Source organism: Mesorhizobium sp. 2RAF21, from assembly GCF_052115345.1.
Classification (GTDB): Bacteria; Pseudomonadota; Alphaproteobacteria; order Rhizobiales; family Rhizobiaceae; genus Mesorhizobium; species Mesorhizobium terrae.
This window is the reverse complement of the sequence record NZ_JBFRGM010000019.1, coordinates 30915-51735: the sequence shown is the minus strand read 5'-3', so window position 1 is coordinate 51735 and position 20821 is coordinate 30915. Positions and strand designations below refer to the sequence as shown.

Sequence of the window (20821 nt, the reverse complement as noted above, 5' to 3'; positions counted from 1 at the left end):
CAGCGGCTCCAGACTGGACGCTAAGGCGAAATCATTAAGAGACTGTTTGCCATATGAGTCGAACATGGTCGCAAAGGCCTGGACGGCGGCATTTTCAGCCGCGTCCGCGCGGCCCGTGGCGCAAGCTGCTCGATTACGCGCTGGCCGTGATTTTGCTTGGTCTGCTGGCATTGGTGGCGGCGCGGCTCGACCGGGTGGCGACCAAGCAGGAAAGCGGCGCTGCCATCGTCAATGACGGCGACACGATCACGCTGGGCGCCGAGCGCATCCGCCTGCGTGGCATCGACGCGCCCGAATACATGCAGACCTGCAACAAGGACGGCGCCGACTATGCCTGCGGCAAGCTGGCGCGGCAGGCGCTGGTGAAGCTGATTGGCGGGCAACCGGTGTCCTGCCAGGGCTGGCAGCGCGATCGCTATGGCCGGATGCTGGGCGATTGCACGGCCGGCGGCGTCGACCTGAACGCGGCGCTGGTGAAGGCGGGCTGGGCGATCGCCTTTGGCGATTTCGAGCAGGAAGAGGCCGCCGCGCGTGGCGCCCGCGCCGGCGTGTGGGCCGGCAGTTTCCAGGAGCCGCGTGACTGGCGCCGTGCCCATGACGGCGCCAGCGAGCCGCAGCACGGGGCGCTCGCCAGCGTTGGCGATTGGCTGAGAGAAATGCTTCGCTTCTGGTGAACCCGCCTCTATGGTTGGCCGGGCAATTCAAACAATCCCGGGAGCCGGCGATGAAACTGTTCGATGGCGGACGCGCGCCCAACCCGCGCCGGGTGCGCATCTTCCTGGCCGAGAAGGGCCTGAGCGTGCCGCTGACGCCGGTCGACATGGGCGCGATGGAACATAGGAACGAGGCGGTGACATCGCGCAACCCGCTGCGGCGGCTGCCGGTGCTGGAACTGGACGACGGCACCGTGCTTACTGAGACGGTCGCCATCTGCCGCTATTTCGAGGAATTGCATCCGGAGCCGGCACTGTTCGGTACAGGCGCGCTCGGCAAGGCGCTGGTCGAGATGTGGCAGCGGCGCATGGAGTTCAATCTGTTCCTGCCGGTTGCGCAGGCCTTTCGCCATATCCACCCGGCCATGAAGGAATGGGAGGTGCCGCAAATCCCCGAATGGGGCGAGGCCAACAAGCCGAAAGCGGTCGAGTTCCTGCACATTCTGGACAAGGAACTGGCGAGCCGCGAATTCATCGCCGGCGACAGTTACACCATCGCCGACATCACCGGGCTGGTGGCGGTGGATTTCATGAAACCGGCCCGTATCCAGATGCCGGAAGACTGCACGCATGTGCGGCGCTGGCATCAGGCCGTTTCCAGCCGGCCAAGCGCCGCCGCCTGAGGCAGGGTCTATGCTCAGCACCGAACTGGAGCGCCTGACCGAGGCGGTGCGCGCCTGCCGCATCTGCGTGGACGCGCCGCTTGGAAAGCCGTTGCCGCACGAGCCGCGCCCGGTGTTGATACCGTCGTCGTCGGCGCGCATCATGCTCGCCGGCCAGGCGCCGGGCACCAAGGTGCATCTTTCCGGATTGCCGTTCACCGACGCTTCCGGCGACCGACTGCGTACCTGGCTGGGCGTCACGTCGGAAGAATTCTACGACGCCGACAAATTCGCCATCGTGCCGATGGGTTTTTGCTTCCCCGGCCAGGATGCCAAGGGCGCCGACCTGCCGCCGCGCAAGGAATGCGCGCCGGCCTGGCGGGCGCCGCTGATGGCGCTGATGCCGCAGATCGAGATCGTGCTGACCATCGGCATCTATGCGCAGGGCTGGCACATGGGCACGGCCCGCCGGGGATCGCTGACCGAGACGGTACGGGATTGGCGCGCCGTCTGGGACAGTCGTTCTGGCCCGAAAGTGCTGCCACTGCCACATCCTTCCTGGCGCAACACTGGCTGGCTGAAGCAGAATCCCTGGTTCGAAATAGAGTTGCTGCCTTTCCTGAGATCGGAAATACGCTCTCGAATTAACCCCGGATGACGCAAATTATCACTCGTTTTGTTGCGATGCGGCAGAATTCCTTTCTTGTTTGTGACGGAAATAAGAGGGAATATGGGGAAATATTTTCCCTGGGAGCCGAAAATGGATCGTCTCGATAGAAAAATCCTCCGCCTGTTGCAGGAGGACGCAACGCTGGCGGTCGCGGACGTTGCCAAGAAGGTCGGGCTCTCGACGACGCCCTGCTGGCGCCGTATCCAGAAGCTCGAGGAAGAGGGCGTCATCCAGCGCCGTGTCGCGGTGCTGGACCCTGAAAAGATCAACGCCCGGGTGACGGTGTTCGTCTCGATCCGTACCAATTCGCACAGCCATGAATGGCTGCGGCGTTTTTCGGAAGTGATCCAGGAGTTTGCGGAGGTGGTCGAGTTCTACCGCATGAGCGGCGACGTCGACTATCTTCTGCGTGTGGTGGTGCCCGATATCGCCGCCTACGACGCCTTCTACAAGCGGCTGATCGCCAAGATCGAGATCCGCGACGTGTCTTCGGTGTTTGCGATGGAGCAGATCAAGTTCACCACCGAAATGCCGCTCGACTACATGATCCTGGATCGCGAGTCCGGATCCAACGCGGCCTGAGGCGTCTAACCGTTCTGTGACTCGGCGTCGCGCGAAAGCGCGACGTTGAGCAAGCCGGTCTAGCTGCGCCTGGCCAGCCTCTCCAGCGTCTTCGGATTGGTCAATTCGCGCACGGCGTCCTTGCCGATCCAGCGTGCGGTCTTGTCGGGAGAAGCGGCCAGCTTCTCGGCCGTGGCAAGTGCCGGGCCATGCAGCGCCATCCGGCGCTTGCCGATCTCGCGCAGGGCCCAGTTGACGGCCTTCTTGACGAAGTTGCGGGGATCTCCCGCATGCGCCTCGATCAACGGCAGAAAAGCCTCGAAGGTGGCGTCCGGCTCCTTCTTGCGGTGCACCGACGCCCAGGCAATCATCGCGAAAGCGGCGCGGCGAACGAATTCGCGCTCGTCGGCCGCGAATTCGGCGATCAGCGGCTGCCAGTGGTCGGTGTCGACGAACAGGCTGGTAACGCCGTCGACAACATCCCAGGAATCGAAAGTCTCGGCCCAAGCCCTTGCGTCATCTATGGAAAAGCGCTTCGGGTCGACAGTTGAGCAGGCAATGAACTGCGCTTCGACGATACCGCTTTCCCATAGCTCGAAAGCCCGCTCGTGATTGCGTTTGATCTTCCTGGCAATGTCGCGCTGGGGACCGTGCGGAATACCGAGCGACCGCTCGATCCTGATGCCGAAACGCTGCATGCCCTGGCGTTTTTCCTCCGAGGCGAGCGTATGCAGATGAGCGAGGATTTCGGCTGCGGTCGAGGCGGGAGAAAGAGGATCTGTCATGGCTTTCCCGGATAAGCTTTTCAAAGGGGCTTCGATGGGTCGAAGGTAATCGTCATCTCTTTCCAGCTGTCGTATGGCGCCAATTCAACCAGTTTCGGAAAAGGCGAGCATTTCCGGATGGCCCGTATCGCGCTTTGAACAAGGGCCGCGCGTTTCTTGTCCTGTGGCGTCGCGACGATCCGAGGGGGGCCGACAACCGTGCCGTTGTCGTCGAGTTGGATGCGGACGGTTGCCTCGTGGCCGGCCAGTTCCGGCGTTTCCCGGACCAGTCCCTTGCGGTCGAGTTTCAGCCGAATGATGACGGCACCGATGCCGGAAGCATCGGCGGGAACAATCCAGCAGCGCACTATTTGACCGCGGACATAGTCGGCCGCGGTCTTCTGCGGGTCAGCGCCGGCGGGACCGGATGCGATGAGGAGCGCCGACAGCAGGAACGGCGCCCGGCGCATGCTATTTCTCCAGGCGGGCAAGCAGCGAGGAGGTGTCCCAGCGGCTGCCGCCCATCGCCTGCACATCCTTGTAGAACTGGTCGACCAGTGCGGTGACCGGCAGGCGCGCGCCATTGTTGTCCGCTTCGGCCAGGCAGATGCCCAGATCCTTGCGCATCCAGTCCACGGCGAAGCCGAAATCATATTTGCCGGCATTCATCGTCTTGTGGCGGTTTTCCATCTGCCAGGAACCGGCCGCCCCCTTGGAGATGACCTCGACGACCTTTTCGATGTCGAGCCCGGCCTTCTTGCCGAAGTGGATGCCTTCGGCGAGGCCCTGGACCAGGCCGGCGATACAGATCTGGTTGATCATCTTGGTGAGCTGGCCGGCACCGGCCGGACCCATCAGCCCGACCATGCGCGCGAAGGCGGAAATGACCGGGCTGGCCCGCTCGAAAACATCCTCGGCGCCGCCGACCATGACGGTGAGCACGCCGTTTTCGGCACCGGCCTGGCCGCCCGAAACCGGCGCGTCGAGGAAGGAAAAGCCGCGCTTCTCGGCTTCGGCGGCGAGCTCACGCGCGACTTCGGCGGACGCCGTCGTATTGTCGATGAAGACGGAGCCCTTCTTCATGGCATGGAAGGCGCCGTCGGGCCCGATGGTGATGGAACGCAGGTCGTCGTCGTTGCCGACGCAGGAAAAGACGAAGTCCTTGCCTTCGGCGGCCTGTCTCGGGGTGAGGGCGACATTGCCGCCATGCTGGGCGGCCCACTTCTCGGCCTTGGCGGTGGTGCGGTTATAGACGGTGACGTCGTGGCCGCCCTTGTTCTTCAGGTGCCCGGCCATCGGATAGCCCATCACGCCGAGACCCAGATATGCCACCGCTGCCATGCCGAAAATCCCTTCAAATCGCTGCGGCGGCAGTCTTAGCGCATCGGCCCGAAAATCGGAATCGATTTTCGGTAAGCACGATGCGCAGCTTCAAAGTGCTGGAGCGTCCTTTGCGCGTCCGAATGGACGCGCGGCGCTCTAGCCGATTGCGGCGCGCTTGGGCAATTCATGGCTTGGTCCAGCCGGCAAACGCGGCCGGGTCAGCGATGCAGATGGCGGGTGATGCGCCGCTCGATCCATTCGATGCAATGCCGCAGCGCCTCGACCATGATGAGATAGAAGATGGCCGCCCAGATATAGGCCTGGAAGTCGAAGGTGCGCGAATAGGTCAGGCGGGTGATGCCCATCAGGTCGTAGACGGTGATGATGGCGACGATGGCCGAACCCTTGATCATCAGGATGACTTCGTTGCCATAGGGGCGCAGCGCCACGATCAGAGCCTGCGGCAGGATGATCTTGCGCAGCGTCTGCAGCTTGTGCAGCCCCAGCGAAGACGCGCCTTCCCACTGGCCCTTTGGCACGCTTTCGATGGCGCCGCGCAGGATTTCGGCCTGATAGGCGGCGGTGTTCAGCGAAAAGGCGAAGATCGCGCAGTTGAAAGCATCGCGGAAGAAACTCCACAGTCCGACCATCTCAAGCTGCGGACGGAAGGAGCCGAGACCGTAATAGATAAGGAAGGTCTGGGCGAGCAGCGGCGTGCCGCGGAAGAAATAGACATAGGCGTAGGCGAAGCCAGAGAGGATCGGGTTCTTCGACATGCGCGCATAGGTGATCGGAATGGACAGCAGCGCGCCAAGGACGATCGATATCGCGACCAGGGTCAGCGTGACTTCGATGCCCGACAGATAGCTCGGCCCGTATTTCTTGATCAGCTCCGGGTTCCATGACGCGACAAGGAACCAGACGAGACCGAGGCCAAGCAGCGCCCATAGCGCCAGGAGCACATGGCCGGTGATGCGGGCCTTGGTCCAGCCGGGCGCCGGCTCCGCCGGTTTTTCGACGATGGCTGTTGCGGTGCTCATCGATTTGCCTCCCGGCGACCGACGGCGCGCTCAATGGCGTTGATGCCGAAGGAGGAGATGATGGCGAGCACGAGATAGATCAGCGCCGCATAACCGAAGAACAGGAAGGCGTGCTTGGTGACACGCGCGGCGACGCCTGCCTGGCGCAGAATGTCGGGGAGGCCGACGGCGGACACCAGCGCGGTGTCCTTGAGCAGGATCAGCCACAGATTGGCGAGGCCGGGCAGGGCGATACGGATCAATTGTGGCAGCACCACGAGACGCATGGTCTGGCCGCTGGTGAGGCCTACCGCGAAACCGCCTTCATACTGCCCCTTGGGAATGGCGCGGAAGGCGGAGAGGAAAACTTCGCTGGCGTAAGACGAGAAGACGACGCCGAGCGCGATCATGCCGGAGACGAAGGCGTTCACCTCGACGGTGCCGGTGGGGTCGAACAACTGGACCAGCTTCTGCAGCGCGATCTGGGCGCCGAAGAAGACCAGGAACAGGGTCAACAGTTCCGGCAGGCCGCGGAAGATGGTGGTGTAGACATTGCCGGCCAGCCGCAGCGACGGGTCCTTGGATTGTTTGGCCAGGGCAATGAGGAAGCCGATGACGAGACCGACGGGCAAGGTAGCCGCCGCAAGCGAGATCGTGATCAGAACGCCATAGGCGATTTGTTTGGACCAGCCATCTGGTCCCCAGCTAAGAAGCGTCCATACGCTTTCCATGCGCCCGCCTGTCCCCATCCTCGTTAGACATGCCGTGTTCGTCCCCATGACACGGCTTGATCTGGCAAGAAAGGCGGGAAATTCCCGCCTTTCGCCGTTTCAACAATAAGTCTTAGGATTCCGAACCGTAGACGTCGAACTTGAAGTACTTGGCGTTGATTTCCTTGTATTTGCCATTGGCGCGGATGGCCTTGATGGCGGCGTTCAGCTTGTCCTTGAGTTCGGTGTCGCCCTTGCGCACGGCGATGCCGGCGCCTTCGCCGAAGATTTCGGGGGGCTGTGGCGAGGGCTGGCCGAGCAGCTTGCAGCAGGCGCCATCCGGCGTCGCCAGCCACTGGCTGAGCACCACAATGTCGTCCTCGACCGCGTCGAGGCGGCCATTGGCGAGGTCGAGCTGATACTCCTGCGCGGTCGGGTAAGGCTTCACCGTCGAATCGGTATAGGTCTTCGAGGCGTAGTTGAAATGGGTGGTCGAGGACTGCACGCCGACCGACTTGCCGGCGAGATCTGCCTTAGCCACGCCCTTGACCGTGCTGTCCTTCGGCACCGCGAGGGCCGAGGGCGTGTTGTAGTACTTGTTGGAGAAGTCGACCTTTTCCTTGCGTTCCGGGGTGATCGACATGGAGGCGACGATGGCGTCGAACTTGCCGGCCTGCAGCGCCGGGATGATGCCATCCCAGTCCTGGGCGATGAATTCGCACTTCACCTTCATCTCGTCGCAGAGCGCCTGGGCGATGTCGATGTCGAAACCGACGAGCTTGCCGTCGGAGGTGAGGTTGTTGAAGGGGGGGTAGGCGCCTTCGGTGCCGATCTTGACGACCTTCTCCTGGGCCTGGGCTGCGCCAAGGGCCAGCACCATGGCCGACGTGGCGAGCGCGATACGCATTGCAATACGCATGATGATCCTCTCTGTTGGTCTCGGCCGTTCTGACAACGGCTCGTTGGGGCGAGTTTCTTATCGCCCGCTGGCCGGATAGTGGAACTTTTTCGCAAGTGAAAGCAACTGCAAAACCGCCGACAAAGCTTTTCAGCCTCGGCAAAATTACGTGAGTTTTAGGCATATCGCAGGGGAAGCTTGCCGGCCGGCGGACGTCTTTCAGGCGGCCAGACCCGTCTGCCGTTCGACGAAGTCGGCTATCGCGGCGACGTCGTTCAAATCGAAGACAGGCAGCGTCTCGCCGGCTTGCGGATGGTCGGCGGCGACGGCGACGATGCTGGGGTCCGACGGCGCCAGCGGTGCGCAGTCCTTGGCCTCCAGCCGGCGCGCCTCGATCTTCAGATGGCTTTCGCGCTTGTAGCCTTCGACGATGACGATGTCGGCCGGCGCCAGCCTCGCCAGTATATCGGAAAGCTTCGGCTCGTCCTCGCCGCGCAATTCGTGCATCAACGCCCAGCGCCGCCCCGAAACGATGGCGACTTCGGTGGCGCCGGCCTGGCGATGGCGGAACGAATCGGCGCCTTCCTTGTCGATGTCGAATTCGTGGTGGGCGTGCTTGACGGTGGAGACGCGCCGGCCGCGCCGCACCAGTTCGGCTACAAGCTTCTCGGTCAGGGTCGTCTTGCCGGAATTCTTCCAGCCGGTGATGCCGAAGACGCGGTTGTTCATGCCGGAAGCTCTTGCAGGATACGCTCCGCCTCCACGAGGTCGGCGGGTGTGTTGATGTTGAAGAACGGGTCGAGCGTGCCGTGGCGCAACGGCGCCAGCGGGAATTCGACCTCGACGAAGCGGTGGCGTTCGATGAAGGACAGCACTCGCCGGTTGCCTTCCTCGACCAGGAAATGCCGCAGCGGCTCGCGCAGCGCCAGCGGCCACAGTGCAAAGGTCGGGTGCGGCCGGCCGGACGAGCGCGCCATGGCAATGGTTCCGGCCTCCGCGGCGGCTTCGCTCAGGCCGACGACCAAGGTTTCGGGGAAGAACGGCGTGTCAGCGGCGACGGTGACGATCGCGCGGCAGTTGGTCTCGGCCGCCGCCCATTCCAGGCCGGTCAGCACGCCGGCGAGGGGGCCCGGAAAACCGGCGACGCTGTCGGGCAGGATGGGAGCGTCGAAATCCGCGAAGCGGGCCGGGTCGCCATTGGCGTTGAGGGCGAAGCGGCCGACCTGGGGCTTGAGCCGCGCCGTGACGCGCTCGAGCACGGAGTGGCGGGCGAGCGGCAACAGGCCCTTGTCGCCGCCGCCCATGCGGCTCGACAGGCCTCCGGCCAGGATAACGCCCGCAATCTCCGCATTCATCGTATCGATCTCCCCTGCCGCGGCGGACTGCATTCCAGCCGCCACCCGCCTTCAGCCTATATGCCGTCCGGCTCCATGGCCGGTCCAGTGCTTTCGGCGGCAATGCGGTGCTTGCCGGCGACACGCTCGCGATAGAGCGTGTAGAGGCCGGAGGCGACGACGATGGCCGAACCGGCCAGCATGGTCGCATCGGGAACATCGCCGAAGACGAGGAGACCGAGCAGCAGCGACCACAGCAGCGCCGTGTAGCGATAGGGGGCGATGAAGGAGATGTCGCCGGCGCGCATCGACAGGATGACGAACTGATAGCCGATCAGCAACAGGCCGGCGGCAAGCACGAGCAACACAAGATCTGCCGTCGTCATCGGCGTCCAGCCACCCATGGGGGCAAGCAGGACGCCGCCGAGCAGGGTGATGACGACCGCCGTGGAGGTGGAGACCAGCATGGTCGGGATCTCGACCGGGATCTTGCGGGTGACGAGGTCGCGCACGGCGCAGCAGGCGACGCTGGCCAGCGCCAGTAGCGAATAGACGCTGAAACCCTCGAAACCCGGGCGCACGACAACCAGCACGCCGAGAAAGCCGATCAGGATGGCGAGCCAGCGGCGCCAGCCGACGCCCTCGCCGAAGACCAGGGCAGCGCCCATGGTGACGGCGAGCGGCAGCGCCTGCATCACCGCCGAGACATTGGCGAGCGGCAGGTGGACGAGTGCGAGGAGAAAACTCACCGTGCCGCCGGCCTCGGCCAGCGCGCGCAGGGCAACCAGCGGGTGCAGCACCAGATGCGGAGCGGCGAGCGCGCCGCGCCGCCAGGCCAGCACCGCGATCAGTGCGGAAGCGAAGACGCCGCGCACCAGCATGACCTGCGCCATGTTCATCGAGGCCGAGGCGTGTTTGGTGATGGCGTCGTTGAAGGCAAAGCCGACCATCGCCACAACCATGTAGAGCGCGCCACGGAGGTTGGGCGAGAGAGGCAAGGGCGTTTCCTGTCAGGCGTTCGAGCAAAGCCGTACCACCGACGCGCGAAACTGCAACGGTCAAGCGCTGGGCCAGCACCAGGAAGTTGTTCGGAAAACTCCGCTTCCGTGTCGGAATTGGTCGTCTTGGAGCGGTTCGGCCACGATCGGCCGATCAGCCCCCGGTGACGCTCATGTGGCGGGCCACGGCCGGCCGGCTGCTGCGGCGGTCGATGATGAAATCGTGGCCCTTCGGCTTGCGGCCGATCGCCTCGTCGATGGCATTCGAAACCAGCTCGTTGCCCTCGGAAGCGCGCAGCGGCGCGCGCAGGTCGGCGGCATCCTCCTGGCCTAGGCACATATAAAGCGTGCCGGTGCAGGTCAGCCGGACGCGGTTGCAGCTTTCGCAGAAATTATGCGTCATCGGCGTGATGAAGCCGAGCCGGCCGCCGGTTTCGGCGACCTCGACATAACGTGCCGGGCCGCCGGTCTTGTAGGCAATGTCGTTGAGCGTGAAGCTGCGCTCCAGTTCTGCGCGCACCAGCGACAATGGCAGATACTGGTCGGTGCGGTCAGCCTCGATCTCGCCCATCGGCATGGTCTCGATCAGCGTCAGGTCCATGCCGCGGCCATGCGCCCAACGCAGCATCTGCGGTATCTCTACGTCGTTGAAGCCCTTCAGCGCGACCGCGTTCAGCTTGACTTCGAGGCCGGCGGCCTGGGCGGCATCGATGCCGGCCATCACCTTGTCGAGATGACCCCAGCGCGTGATGGAATGGAACTTGTCGGCATCGAGCGTGTCCAGCGACACGTTGATGCGCCGCACGCCGCAATCGGCCAATTCGCCGGCGAAACGGGCAAGCTGCGAGCCGTTGGTGGTCAGGGTCAGTTCTTCGAGGGCGCCGCTCTTCAGATGGCGCGACAGTTCGCGCACCAGGTGCATGATGTTCTTGCGCACCAGCGGCTCGCCGCCGGTCAGGCGCAGCTTGCGCACGCCCTTCTCGATGAAGACGGTGCAGAGCCGGTCGAGTTCTTCCAGCGTCAGAAGGTCTTTCTTCGGCAGGAAGGCCATGTCCTCGGCCATGCAGTAGACGCAACGGAAATCGCAGCGGTCGGTGACCGACACGCGCAGATAGCTGATGGTGCGACCGAACGGGTCGATCATGTTCATGCGGCAGTTCCGTTACTCGGAGCCGAAGCGCGGCCCGCTATAACCATCTATGTGATACGAAGTTGCTTGTCGTTCAAGATCGCCGATCTTGGCTTTTCGTCCGATGCGGGGAACGACACAATGTGTCGAATGCGCGAAACAGCTTTCCCAAGAGCGGTCATGCGGCGTAGGAAGGCGAATTATCGCAAAGGAAGTCACGATGTCGGCACCAAAGGAATTGAGGGTCTCGAAGGACCGCAGGCTGCTGACGGTGACTTTTCCGGACCACCGGCCGTTTGAACTGCCGGCCGAACTGCTGCGGGTGCTGTCGCCGTCGGCCGAGGTGCAGGGCCATTCGCCAGAGCAACGGGTGACGGTGCCCGGCAAGCGCGACGTGGCCATCCTCAAGATCGAGCCGGTTGGCAATTATGCGGTGCGCATCACTTTCGACGATTTCCACGACACCGGCATCTTCACCTGGAACTACCTGCATACGCTGGGCCACGAAATGGACAGCCGGTGGCAGGGGTATCTGGACGAATTGTCGGAAAAGGGACTGAGCCGGGATCGTTAGAGCGCCGCGCGTCCATTCGGACGCGCAAAGGACGCTCTAACACTTTGAATTTGCGCATCGTGCTTACCGAAAATCGATTCCGATTTTCGGGCCGATGCGTTAGCCGGGCTTCGTCGTCAAACTGTTACATGGTTGCGTTAGCCGGCGGGCAGCAAGGATGAGGGCGATGTCGAAAATAGAGACCGTCGAACAACTCGAAGCGCTTTACGGGCTTCCCGGCGAGGCTTCGCTGGTGAAGGAACTCGACCATATCATTCCCGAATACGCCGCCTTCATCGAAGCCTCGCCCTTCGTGGCGCTGGCCACTGTCGGGCCGGAGGGGTTGGATTGTTCGCCGCGCGGTGACCTCGCCGGCTTCGTGCGCATCCATGATGCAAGAACGCTGATGATGCCTGACCGGCGCGGCAACAATCGCGCCGATTCGCTGAAGAACATCATCCGCGACCCGCGCGTCGCCCTGCTGTTCCTGGTGCCGGGCTCGGGCACCACGCTGCGCGTCAACGGCCGCGCTGAAATATCCATCGATCCCGAACTGTGCGCGTCGTTCACGGTCGAAGGAAAACCTGCACGGTCGGTGACGGTGGTCGCGGTCGAAAAGGTCTATTTCCAGTGCGCCCGCGCCATTCACCGCTCGGAATTGTGGAACCCGGAAAAACACGTCGACCCGAAAAGCCTGCCGACCCCCGGCCAGATCCTCGAAGTGACCAGCCGCAAGGGCATCGACGGCGAGACCTACGACAAGGAATGGCCGGAGCGGGCTAAGAAGTCGATGTGGTGAGGCTTTGCCGGGCCGCGCTGCGATAGCAGGCGCTGCTATTCCACCTTCATGGCTTCGGTGATGCGCTGCATCATGGCGCCCATGCGGTCGCATTCGGCCGGCGACGACTGCGACATCACCTGTTCGATCAGTCCGTTGTAGATCGCCAGGGCCTCCATCAGCAGCGCCTCGCCGCTGTCGGTGAGGGTGAGCCGCATCACCCGCTTGTCCTTGGCATCGTTCTCGCGCTGGACCAGGCCGCGCGTTTCCAGTTGCGGCAACAGCATGGTGATGTTGGAGCGTCCCACCAGCAATTTGCGAGCGAGATCGTGCTGCGACATGCCGGGATGCCGGTAGAGGTTCATCAGCATGTCGAGCTGCGCCAGCTTCAGATCCAGCGGCTGCAGCGCCTTGGTCAGCGCCGCCACCACGGCCTTTTCGGCGCGCACCAGAGCGATCCAGTTGCGGAATCGCGGATTGTCCCAAGGCAAGTCTTGTTTTTTGTTCATTCTTGAACTAACATGTTCATCATTGAACTAATATGGTGGATCGCCACTATGGCATCATTTGGTTTGAAGGTCATCCGGGGCATGTTCGGCGTTGGTGAGCGTATCGCGCCCGGTTTCGCGGGCCGTATCGCCTTCCAATTGTTCTGCCGCACGCCAAACGTCAATAAGCCGACTGACAATGAGCGCCGCGCTGTCGAACGCGCGGCCGATTTCATGGCCGAGGCACGCCATCATCGGCTGAAGACCAAGGCAGGCTGCGTCGCCGTGCACGAATTTCGCCCGGAGCCAGGCAAGGCGGCGCGTGGGACGGTTCTCGTCATCCATGGCTGGCGCTCGCGCACCGAATATATGCGCGCGCTCATCGAAGGATTTTTGCGCGACGGCTACAGGGTGGTCTCGCTCGATCTGCCGGGGCACGGCGCTTCCAGCGGCCGCAGGCTCAACATGATCAATGCCGTCGAGGCGACACGGTTGGCCGGCGACTGGTTTGGCCCTTTCGTCGCCACCGTCGGCCATTCCTTCGGCGGCGCCGTGGCGACCAACGCGGCCGTCGGCTCGGTCAAGGGGTTCCTGCCGGTCGGCACCGACAGGCTGGTGCTGATCGCGGCTCCTTGCTCGATCCCGGACCTGTTCGCCGAGTTCAGCCGCATGCTCAATGTCGGTCCGCGCTCGCAGCGGGTCATGGCCGGCGAGGTGGAGAGGCTTTCCGGGCGACCGCTCTCGGAATTCCAGGGCGACCGGCAACTGGCCACGACGCCGCTGCCGACGCTGGTTATCCACGCGCCGGACGATCGCGAGGTTTCGATGCGCCACGCCGAACTTTACGCCAGCGCTGGCGACCATGTCCGGCTGCACCGGGCGGAAGGGCTCGGCCACCGCCGCATCCTCGCCGATCCCGGCGTGGTGCAGAGGTCGATCGCTTTCGCGGCTGAGCGCGTCAAACCCGAATTGGTGCACTAAGCTCGAACAGGCCGGCTCTATTTCTTGGCTTCGGCCAGTTCGACCGGCAGGCCGGCGTCTTTCCATGCGGTGAAGCCGCCCAATATGTGCTTGACCGGCGCCAGGCCCATATCCTGCGCGGTCTTGGTGGCGAGCGCCGAGCGCCAGCCGCCGGCACAGAAGAAGACGAAGCTCTTGCCCGAGGCGAAATAGGGCTTGTGATAGGGGCTTTCCGGATCGATCCAGAATTCCAGCATGCCACGCGGGCAATGCTTGGCGCCAGGGATGCGGCCGTTCTGCTCGACCTCGCGCGGGTCGCGCAGATCGACGAAGATGGTGCCGTCGTCCTCGAGCAACGCCGCCGCCTGATCGGGCGACACCGCCTCGATCTCGGCATTGGCCTCGTCCAGCATCTGGCGAAAGCCCTTCTTCACGGCATTCCTCCGCAGGTCTTCTGTCAATTTCGAAACATCGTTGCGGGGATTTCCAGCATACGGCAGCGCGTTTGTCACGCGTGGCGATCGCCCTTGGCCCGTGCTTTCTCGACCAGGGGCTGGAAGGCCGCCATGGCGCAATCCGCAACCGCCGCCAGTTCCTCACGCGAGGCGCCGTCGCGCGCGATAATCGACATGCCGTGCTGGGCGGTGGCGTAGAACAGCGCCGCCGCTTCGCAGTCAAATCCCGCCGGCAGATCGCCTACGGCGACGCTGCGCAGGAAGCGTCCGCGCAAGGCATCGACATTGGCGGCGCGCCGGCGGCGCAGGTCGGTGCAGATCGCGCCGGAGGTGGAATCTCGGTGCAGCGCGCTCAGCGCGATGAGGCAGCCCTGCGGGCAATCCGTGCGCGAATAGGCGTCGACCGTCGCGCCAAGGAAGCCGGCCATGGCGGCCCGCGCCGTCGGGGCGCTCTCGATCGCTTGCCATATCTCGGTGCCGACCACCTTGTTGTAGTGGTCGGTGGCCTCGAGAAAGAGCGCTTCCTTGCTGCCGAAGGCGGCGTAGAGGCTGGGCGAATTGATGCCCATCGCCGTGGTCAGGTCGCTCAGCGACGCGCCTTCGTAACCTTTCGTCCAGAACACCTCCATCGCCCGCCCGAGGGCGGCGGTGCGATCGAAACTGCGTGGACGTCCGCGGTCGGCCATGGGGTCTTCCTTTCTGTGTTGATCAATACATAAATGTCTTGACGGCGCTGCGCAACATCGCCAGATGTTTATGTATCGATTGATACAGAAAGGAATATCGATGACTTCCACCAATTTGCAGGGCAAGGCAGCGCTAGTGACCGGCGGCAGCAGGGGCATCGGCGCGGCGATCGCCCGCAGGCTTGCGGCCGAAGGCGCGGACGTGGCGATTACTTATGTCAACGGCGCCGACAAGGCCGAAGCCGTGGTCAAGGAGATCAAGGCGAGTGGGCGTCGCGCCGTCGCGATCAAGGCCGACAATCGCGACGCCGAGGCGGTCGAACGTTCGGTCAAGGAAGCGGCCGGCGCGCTCGGCCGGCTGGATATCCTGGTCAACAGCGCCGGCATCTGGCGCGCGGCTCCGGTGGGCGAGCTTTCGCTTGCCGATTTCGACGAAACGATCGAGGTCAATCTGCGGGCGCCGTTCGTTGCCTCCAAGGCTGCTGCGGCGCTGATGGGCGAGGGTGGCTCGATCATTTCGATTTCATCCAACCTGGCCGACCGCGTGTCGGACCCGGGGCTTGCCGCCTATTCGGCGAGCAAGGCGGGGCTGGTCGGGCTCACCAAGGCGCTGGCGCGCGATCTCGGGTCCCGTGGCATCACCGCCAACATCGTCAATCCCGGATCGACCAACACCGATATGAACCCTGCCAACGGGCCACATGCCGAACACCAGCGCCAGAAGATGGCAACGCCGCGCTTCGGCGATGCCTCGGAAATCGCCAGCCTGGTCGCCTGGCTTGCCGGTCCGGAAAGCCGTTTCGTCACCGGCTCGGCCTTCACCATAGACGGCGGCGCCAACATCTGAGGCAACCGTTCCGGGCCTGATTTCGTTGATAGCGGGGTAGGGATGGATTCCCGCCCCGCTGGCCAGTTCCCACAGGACCATTCTGCAACAGTGTGAGTGGTTTCATGGAGGCTTAACCAAAAGGGTGTGAAACGTTATCATCCTGCCATAGAACCGCCACGCCTGTGACCAGAGCATCCGCGGCGGAATTCGGGGCCCAGGAACGGGCTGGAGAGGGTGGTTCATGAAATCGCTGGGTAAGAAAACCGTGCTGCTTTCGATCGCGGCTTTGACCGCGACGCTGGCGCTCGGGGCCCCACAGGCCAGTGCCGACGGGCTGTTCGACATGTTGTTCGGCGGCAGTGGCGGCAGGCCGGGCCAGTCGCCCTCCATGCGCGGCGGCGACGATTATTTCGGCGACACCTATGGGCGTGGCGAGCCGCGCAAACAGGTTCGGCGCGGCGAGTTTCCACCACCGCCCGGCACACGCAAGCAGGCGGCGATCGCCAAGATCACCGGGCCGACCTACAATACCTACAAGGCCGATCCGCTGGTCCGGGTCGATTTTTCGTCGCTGTCGGCAGCGCCGCAGAAGGTGGCGTTCGAGCCGGGACAGACCGACGGCGCGTTCCGCGATGCTCTTGCCGGGCTGGTGGGCTACGACCTTCTTGCCGAATCGGCCAATGCCAAGGCGCTTGTCGCCTATTACGCCGCCAATCCGGGCTTCATCTGGGTGACCGGAACCGAGGTCAACGAGCGCGCCAAGCAGGCGCTGCGCGTGCTGGGCGAAGCGGCGAGCTACGGGCTTGCCCCGTCGGACTACACGGTCGAGGTGCCGGTTGCGACCGTCACCGATCCGGCAGCCCGCACGAAGGAGATGATCCGCTTCGAAATGGCACTGTCGGCGCGCGTGCTGCGCTACATCGACGATGCCCAGGACGGCCGCATCGATCCCAACAAAATCTCCGGCTACTATGATTTCCCGGCGAAGCCGTTCGACCGCGAGGCCGCGTTGAAGGCGCTTGCCCATACCCAGGAGACGGCCACCTATCTGGAATCGCGCCATCCGCAGAATCCCGAATACCAGGCGCTGCGTGTCGAACTCGAAACGCTGAAGGCCAGCGAAGAGAACCAGATCGTCGTCGATCCCAAGCTGAAGCTCAAGCCTGGCGAGACCAGCCCGGAGCTACCCAAGCTGTTGTCGCTGATCGCCCGCGACCTCGATGACGAGATGGGCGGCGCATATGGCGAGGTGCTGGCGAGGCTCGGCACCAGCGAGACCTATGGCCAGGAACTCGTGCCTGTCATCAAGGCGGCGCAGAAGAAGGCAGGCCAGAAGGGCGACGGCGTCATCGGGCCGCGCACAGTGGCGGCTCTCGCCGGTTCGTCCAAGGCCGACCGCATCGCCAAGGTGCAATACGCGCTGGAGGAATTGCGCTGGCATCCATCCGATCTGGGCAGCCCGCGCGTGTTCATCAATCAGCCTGCCTACACGGCCAGCTATATCGATGGCGGCGTGGAGAAGCTGAAGACGCGCACCGTCATCGGCAAGGTCACCAACCAGACCAGCTTCTTCTTCGATGAGATCAAGCAGGTCGACTACAATCCCTATTGGGGCGTGCCGCAGTCGATCCTGGTCAACGAGATGCTGCCGAGGCTGAGGCGCGATCCGGGCTATCTCGACCGGGCCGGCTATGAGGTAACGGACGCGCGCGGCAAACGCATTCCCTCCAACGCGGTCGACTGGGGCGCATACGGTTCGAAGATCCCCTACAATGTGCGCCAGCAGCCGAGCGAGGCCAATGCGCTGGGCGAACTGAAGATCCTGTTCCCCAACAAGCACGCCATCTACATGCACGACACGCCGCAAAAGGCATTTTTCCAGCGCGACATGCGGGCACTGAGCCATGGCTGCGTGCGCCTCCAGGACCCGCGCGGCATGGCCGCCGCGGTGCTCGACACCTCGGTCGACTACATTGCCGACAAGCTGGCGCAGGGCCATTCCTCGCAGCAGGTGACGCGCAAGATTCCGGTCTATGTCGCCTATTTCACCGCCTGGCCCGACATGTCCGGCAAGGTCGAATATTTCGACGACGTCTACGGTCGCGACGACCGCTTGCGGCAGGCGCTGGAAGCAGTCGCCGCGGTGCGCAGCCCGTCGAGCTGACGCAAGCGCCCAACAGGCGCTTGCCCATCACTCCGGCCAGCGTGATGACGCTAGTCCGCCTTCAGCGGCTGCGGGTGTCGATGCGGCGGGACCAGTCTTCGGTCTGGCCCGACGACAGCCGGGCGGCGGCGAGGCGGCGCCAATTGTCCGGCAGGCCGGGCAGGGCGGCGAGACCGGCGAGTGCTGCCCGGTTCATGCGGTCGTGGTAGAGAAGGTGCGATACCCTGGCCACCGACCAGTCGGGATGTCGCCTCTTAATCAGCCGGCCGTGGTCGCCGGCGGCGATGATGCCTGGTTCTGACACCCGGAAATACCAGCCGCTGCGCCCCGTATCCTGCACGCGGCGTGCCATGTCAGGCAGATCGAAGCGCAGGTTGAGCTTCCAGCAGGGCTGGCGGCCCTGGCTGACCTCCAGCAGCGCGCCACCGACGCGCCAGAGGTCTCCGAGGCAGAGATCGGCTTCGGTTATCCCGTCCAAGACCAGGTTCTCGCCAAAGGCGCCGGGGCTGAAGCGCGCGGCGCGATGCGGCAGTTCGGCTGCCCAGTCCGGCATGTGCGAAACCGCATAGGCGTGGATCGCCTTGTCGGGGCCGCCGTGACGTTTGCGGTCGCCCTGTTGGTCGCCGTCAAGTCCGAGTTTTTCCGCCCGAACCGGCCCGTCGACCTTGTGCTTGTCGATGGCACTCAGCGCGCCATCCGGGCCAAACGGCACCGCTTGCCCGATGCGCAGTTCGGTCACATGGAAGGTGGTCATGCTGGGCAGTGTCCTCGGCAAAATGAGCAGGTCGCTGCGATATCCGCCCTTATCTGGGGTTTGTCGTCAGCGGCCATCAAGGCGCCAGGCGATGCAAAGGACTGACCCATGGCTTGGGTGGCCGGGGGCGGTCAAATCGTATCGAGCGATGTCCAGCCTTCACCACCAGCCCATCTCGTGGCCTGCCACGGCGATGGCGATCAGGATGCCGGCAAGGTGAAGCAGCCACTCATAGCGCATCGCTACCTGTTAGCGGTTTGGCCAAAGCGGCGATAGAGCGGGCCGCGACGATGGTCGTGCCGCCAGCCAACGTAGATGCGGCGGTTTCCGCCTGGCTTTCCATCAAAAAAACGACCCGGCCATGGGGGCCGGGTCGATGTCTGATGACGTCTTCACTTGGATAAAAAGAGCGAATGACTGGAGGTCAAACCTTTCACCCGCTAAACCAAAAGAGCCTCAGCCTTAGAAGTCGCGCTGGAAGCGGAGGATGCCGCCGACGCTGCTCTTCTTGTCGGTGGTGGTCCAGCTGCCGAGCCAGTCGGCGTCGCCGCGCTTGCCTTCGTTGAGGTAGTCAACTTCGGCCGTCACGGTGAAGCCCGGAACCATCTGGTAAGCCACGTTCGCGGCTACGCCGAGGTTCTTCTGCTCGTCATAAGACACCTGGGTGTTGAAGGTGGTCTTCTCGTTGAACTTGTACGAGCCACCGCCCCAGAATGCCCAGTTGCCGCCCCACGGCTTGTAGAAGCTGCGAGCCGCGTGGTCGTCCGTGCCGTAACCGCCCATGATGAAGAGCGAGATCTGGTCGGTGGCGTTCACGTCCAAGCGAACCTTGCCGGCCCACTCTTCCCAACTCGGATTGTAGGCAACGACACCGGTGATGCCGCCCCAGCCCTGGGTGTACTTGGCGCCGACCACGACGTTCGGGGCGTAGCTGTCGATGGTGTTGTCGACAATGCCGGGAACCCAGGCGCCGGTGCCATCCTTCACGAAGGTATTGTAGCTACCCGAACCCTGTTCGAGCGACACGATCGCCGAGAAGCCGTTGCCTGCGTCGAAAGTGTAGCTGATCAGATTGGTGTCGAATTCACCGTAAGGAACCAGCGTATCCTGGATGACGTTGCCGGCGTAACCCGAGAAGGTGTCGTAGGCCGATTCGTCCTTACCGACACGCAGGCCACCGAGCTGGATCCAGGCGAAATTCAGCGAAATGCCACGGTTGCGAGCATCGGCATTGCTGTTGTCGTTGCCGAAGTTGAAGCGGGTTTCGGTGTAGGTCTTCAGGGTGCCGAGCTCGGTCTCCTGACCGGTCCAGGTCTTCAGCGTGAAGCGGGTGTTCTTGTTCCAGGTGTTCTGTTGCTTGCCGGTGAGCACGTCGTTGGTACGCGCGCCGTCGAAGGTACCCCGGTCGCCAAGACCGGCATCGTAACGGATGTAACCGCCAATGCGCAGGCAGGTTTCAGTGCCCGGGATGTAGAAGTAGCCGGCGCCGTAAACGTCACAGATCTTGACGTATTCGGCCGGTTCCGGCTCGGCGACGACGACAGCGTCGGCGGCGCGTGCACCCGAGACTGCGAGCAGAGCCGCACCGGTGCTGAGAAGTAAAGTATGGATTTTCACTGAAATCCCCTGTCCGTGCCTTGGGATCGTCAAGTTCCCCCTGTCGCGATTGCAATCCTCGCCGGAAGTTCCCGATCCAAACAAGGCGAACTATGCCTAGATCATGGCCGCTATCGTTAGTAACAAAAAAGTGACTGGTCTGTAACATTCGGAATATTTACTAAGTATATCATTGGATACCGCATAATTGAAAAGTCATTGATTCCATTGTGTAATTGAGAAATTTATAATTTTACATTGATGGATGGCCCGGCGGAGTGACGGAGTGTTCGGCGCTGTTCAGCGCCGACATGATTGTCACGGTGTTGCAATAACGTCACGGATCGCAGCTCACCAGGCGCCGTTAGACGGCTTGGGCTGTTTCTGATCGAAAAGATGCTGCGCCCGCGTAATCTGGTCGGCGTTGTCGTGCGTCCAATGGTGGATAGCGTTGAGCAATGTCCGCACCGAACGCCCGAGGTCTGTCACGCTGTATTCGACGCCAGGAGGCGCAGTGTCGACCAGTCGCCGGCTGATCAGGCCGTTGCGTTCGAGCCGCCGCAAACTCTGTGTCAGCGTTTTCTGGGTGATGCCCACCAGTTGGCGCTTCAAGACATTGAAGCGTAAAGCGCTTTCGGCGCGGTAGATGGCCTGCAAAACCAGTATGGTCCATTTGTCGGCGAAAAGTTCGTGTACGACGCGGTCCTCGTCCTCGCTACGATCCGAGGTACTATTGATCATAATGCACTCCTGAAGGACCCCCGGTTGGAAATGGGACGAATGGCCTCTAACGGTCTTGGCGGCGCTTAAGTTCCAGCAGATTTTCTGCGGATGTCT

25 protein-coding genes are annotated in these 20821 nt (G+C 63.2%); 9 read left to right on the top strand and 16 right to left on the bottom strand.

Annotation, left to right across the window (positions count from 1 at the left end):
* Nucleotides 1-53: 53 nt before the first annotated feature.
* The 4 genes from AB4136_RS26010 (at nt 54) to AB4136_RS25995 (ending at nt 2567) form a co-directional block, all read left to right on the top strand.
* The gene (locus AB4136_RS26010; protein WP_024925098.1) at nt 54-674 is read left to right on the top strand and encodes a thermonuclease family protein; all 621 of its coding nucleotides are present in this window, start codon (nt 54-56) and stop codon (nt 672-674) included.
* 50 nt (nt 675-724) lie between these two features.
* The gene (locus AB4136_RS26005; protein ID WP_024925099.1) at nt 725-1336 is read left to right on the top strand and encodes a glutathione S-transferase; all 612 of its coding nucleotides are present in this window, start codon (nt 725-727) and stop codon (nt 1334-1336) included.
* A 10-nt stretch (nt 1337-1346) separates the two neighbouring features.
* Nucleotides 1347-1973: a uracil-DNA glycosylase family protein gene (locus AB4136_RS26000; RefSeq protein ID WP_024925100.1), complete on the top strand. Its 627-nt coding sequence runs from the start codon at nt 1347-1349 to the stop codon at nt 1971-1973.
* 102 nt (nt 1974-2075) lie between these two features.
* The gene (locus AB4136_RS25995; RefSeq protein ID WP_024925101.1) at nt 2076-2567 is read left to right on the top strand and encodes an Lrp/AsnC family transcriptional regulator; all 492 of its coding nucleotides are present in this window, start codon (nt 2076-2078) and stop codon (nt 2565-2567) included.
* 59 nt (nt 2568-2626) lie between these two features.
* On the opposite strand, the gene AB4136_RS25990 is transcribed toward AB4136_RS25995, so the two are convergent.
* The 10 genes from AB4136_RS25990 to moaA all read right to left on the bottom strand — a co-directional run bounded on the left by AB4136_RS25990 (nt 2627) and on the right by moaA (nt 10742).
* The gene (locus AB4136_RS25990; protein ID WP_024925102.1) at nt 2627-3331 is read right to left on the bottom strand and encodes a DNA alkylation repair protein; all 705 of its coding nucleotides are present in this window, start codon (nt 3329-3331) and stop codon (nt 2627-2629) included.
* Between the two features lie 20 nt (nt 3332-3351).
* Nucleotides 3352-3780, bottom strand: a complete 429-nt coding sequence (locus AB4136_RS25985) for a cell envelope integrity protein TolA (protein ID WP_024925103.1) — start codon at nt 3778-3780, stop codon at nt 3352-3354.
* A 1-nt stretch (nt 3781) separates the two neighbouring features.
* Entirely contained in the window at nt 3782-4651 is an 870-nt protein-coding gene (locus AB4136_RS25980) for an NAD(P)-dependent oxidoreductase (RefSeq protein WP_024925104.1), read from the bottom strand.
* 200 nt (nt 4652-4851) lie between these two features.
* Nucleotides 4852-5673: an ABC transporter permease gene (locus tag AB4136_RS25975; RefSeq protein ID WP_024925105.1), complete on the bottom strand. Its 822-nt coding sequence runs from the start codon at nt 5671-5673 to the stop codon at nt 4852-4854.
* Complete coding sequence (locus tag AB4136_RS25970; RefSeq protein ID WP_024925106.1) at nt 5670-6383, bottom strand: ABC transporter permease; 714 nt, start codon at nt 6381-6383, stop codon at nt 5670-5672. Before AB4136_RS25970 ends, AB4136_RS25975 begins: the two co-directional genes overlap by 4 nt.
* A gap of 112 nt (nt 6384-6495) precedes the next feature.
* Nucleotides 6496-7281 (bottom strand): ABC transporter substrate-binding protein, encoded by a 786-nt coding sequence (locus AB4136_RS25965; protein ID WP_024925107.1) that lies wholly within the window; start codon nt 7279-7281, stop codon nt 6496-6498.
* Nucleotides 7282-7479: 198 nt separating this feature from the next.
* Complete coding sequence (gene mobB / locus AB4136_RS25960) at nt 7480-7989, bottom strand: molybdopterin-guanine dinucleotide biosynthesis protein B (RefSeq protein ID WP_024925108.1); 510 nt, start codon at nt 7987-7989, stop codon at nt 7480-7482.
* Complete coding sequence (mobA, locus tag AB4136_RS25955; protein ID WP_024925109.1) at nt 7986-8615, bottom strand: molybdenum cofactor guanylyltransferase MobA; 630 nt, start codon at nt 8613-8615, stop codon at nt 7986-7988. The genes mobB and mobA overlap by 4 nt, the downstream gene beginning before the upstream one ends.
* Nucleotides 8616-8671: 56 nt before the next feature.
* Nucleotides 8672-9592, bottom strand: a complete 921-nt coding sequence (locus AB4136_RS25950; protein WP_024925110.1) for a DMT family transporter — start codon at nt 9590-9592, stop codon at nt 8672-8674.
* Between the two features lie 154 nt (nt 9593-9746).
* Nucleotides 9747-10742 (bottom strand): GTP 3',8-cyclase MoaA, encoded by a 996-nt coding sequence (gene moaA / locus AB4136_RS25945; RefSeq protein WP_024925111.1) that lies wholly within the window; start codon nt 10740-10742, stop codon nt 9747-9749.
* 199 nt (nt 10743-10941) lie between these two features.
* On the opposite strand from moaA, the gene AB4136_RS25940 reads away from it, so the two are divergent.
* On the top strand, nt 10942-11295 hold the full coding sequence (locus AB4136_RS25940; RefSeq protein ID WP_024925112.1) for a gamma-butyrobetaine hydroxylase-like domain-containing protein: 354 nt from the start codon (nt 10942-10944) through the stop codon (nt 11293-11295).
* Between the two features lie 166 nt (nt 11296-11461).
* Nucleotides 11462-12073: a pyridoxamine 5'-phosphate oxidase family protein gene (locus tag AB4136_RS25935; protein WP_024925113.1), complete on the top strand. Its 612-nt coding sequence runs from the start codon at nt 11462-11464 to the stop codon at nt 12071-12073.
* A gap of 35 nt (nt 12074-12108) precedes the next feature.
* Here AB4136_RS25935 and AB4136_RS25930 read toward each other — a convergent pair whose 3' ends face one another.
* Nucleotides 12109-12561, bottom strand: coding sequence for a MarR family winged helix-turn-helix transcriptional regulator (locus AB4136_RS25930; protein ID WP_024925114.1), 453 nt, complete (start codon nt 12559-12561; stop codon nt 12109-12111).
* Between the two features lie 48 nt (nt 12562-12609).
* Here AB4136_RS25930 and AB4136_RS25925 point away from each other — a divergent pair, with 48 nt between their 5' ends.
* Nucleotides 12610-13521 carry an alpha/beta hydrolase gene (locus tag AB4136_RS25925; RefSeq protein WP_024925115.1) on the top strand — a complete coding sequence of 304 codons (912 nt, stop codon included), beginning with the start codon at nt 12610-12612 and terminating at the stop codon, nt 13519-13521.
* Nucleotides 13522-13538: 17 nt separating this feature from the next.
* On the opposite strand, the gene AB4136_RS25920 is transcribed toward AB4136_RS25925, so the two are convergent.
* Both AB4136_RS25920 and AB4136_RS25915 read right to left on the bottom strand, forming a co-directional pair.
* The gene (locus tag AB4136_RS25920; RefSeq protein ID WP_024925116.1) at nt 13539-13934 is read right to left on the bottom strand and encodes a rhodanese-like domain-containing protein; all 396 of its coding nucleotides are present in this window, start codon (nt 13932-13934) and stop codon (nt 13539-13541) included.
* Between the two features lie 74 nt (nt 13935-14008).
* Entirely contained in the window at nt 14009-14641 is a 633-nt protein-coding gene (locus AB4136_RS25915; RefSeq protein WP_024925117.1) for a TetR/AcrR family transcriptional regulator, read from the bottom strand.
* Nucleotides 14642-14741: 100 nt separating this feature from the next.
* Between AB4136_RS25915 and AB4136_RS25910 the strand changes: the two genes are divergently transcribed.
* The gene (locus AB4136_RS25910; protein ID WP_024925118.1) at nt 14742-15488 is read left to right on the top strand and encodes an SDR family NAD(P)-dependent oxidoreductase; all 747 of its coding nucleotides are present in this window, start codon (nt 14742-14744) and stop codon (nt 15486-15488) included.
* A gap of 223 nt (nt 15489-15711) precedes the next feature.
* Nucleotides 15712-17634 (top strand): L,D-transpeptidase family protein, encoded by a 1923-nt coding sequence (locus tag AB4136_RS25905; RefSeq protein WP_024925119.1) that lies wholly within the window; start codon nt 15712-15714, stop codon nt 17632-17634.
* Nucleotides 17635-17695: 61 nt separating this feature from the next.
* On the opposite strand, the gene AB4136_RS25900 is transcribed toward AB4136_RS25905, so the two are convergent.
* From AB4136_RS25900 to AB4136_RS25890, 3 genes are all read right to left on the bottom strand, one after another.
* The gene (locus tag AB4136_RS25900) at nt 17696-18388 is read right to left on the bottom strand and encodes an MOSC domain-containing protein (RefSeq protein WP_137900803.1); all 693 of its coding nucleotides are present in this window, start codon (nt 18386-18388) and stop codon (nt 17696-17698) included.
* Between the two features lie 462 nt (nt 18389-18850).
* The gene (locus tag AB4136_RS25895) at nt 18851-20005 is read right to left on the bottom strand and encodes a porin (RefSeq protein WP_024927268.1); all 1155 of its coding nucleotides are present in this window, start codon (nt 20003-20005) and stop codon (nt 18851-18853) included.
* Between the two features lie 330 nt (nt 20006-20335).
* Complete coding sequence (locus AB4136_RS25890; RefSeq protein ID WP_024925122.1) at nt 20336-20725, bottom strand: winged helix-turn-helix transcriptional regulator; 390 nt, start codon at nt 20723-20725, stop codon at nt 20336-20338.
* Nucleotides 20726-20821 lie beyond the last annotated feature (96 nt).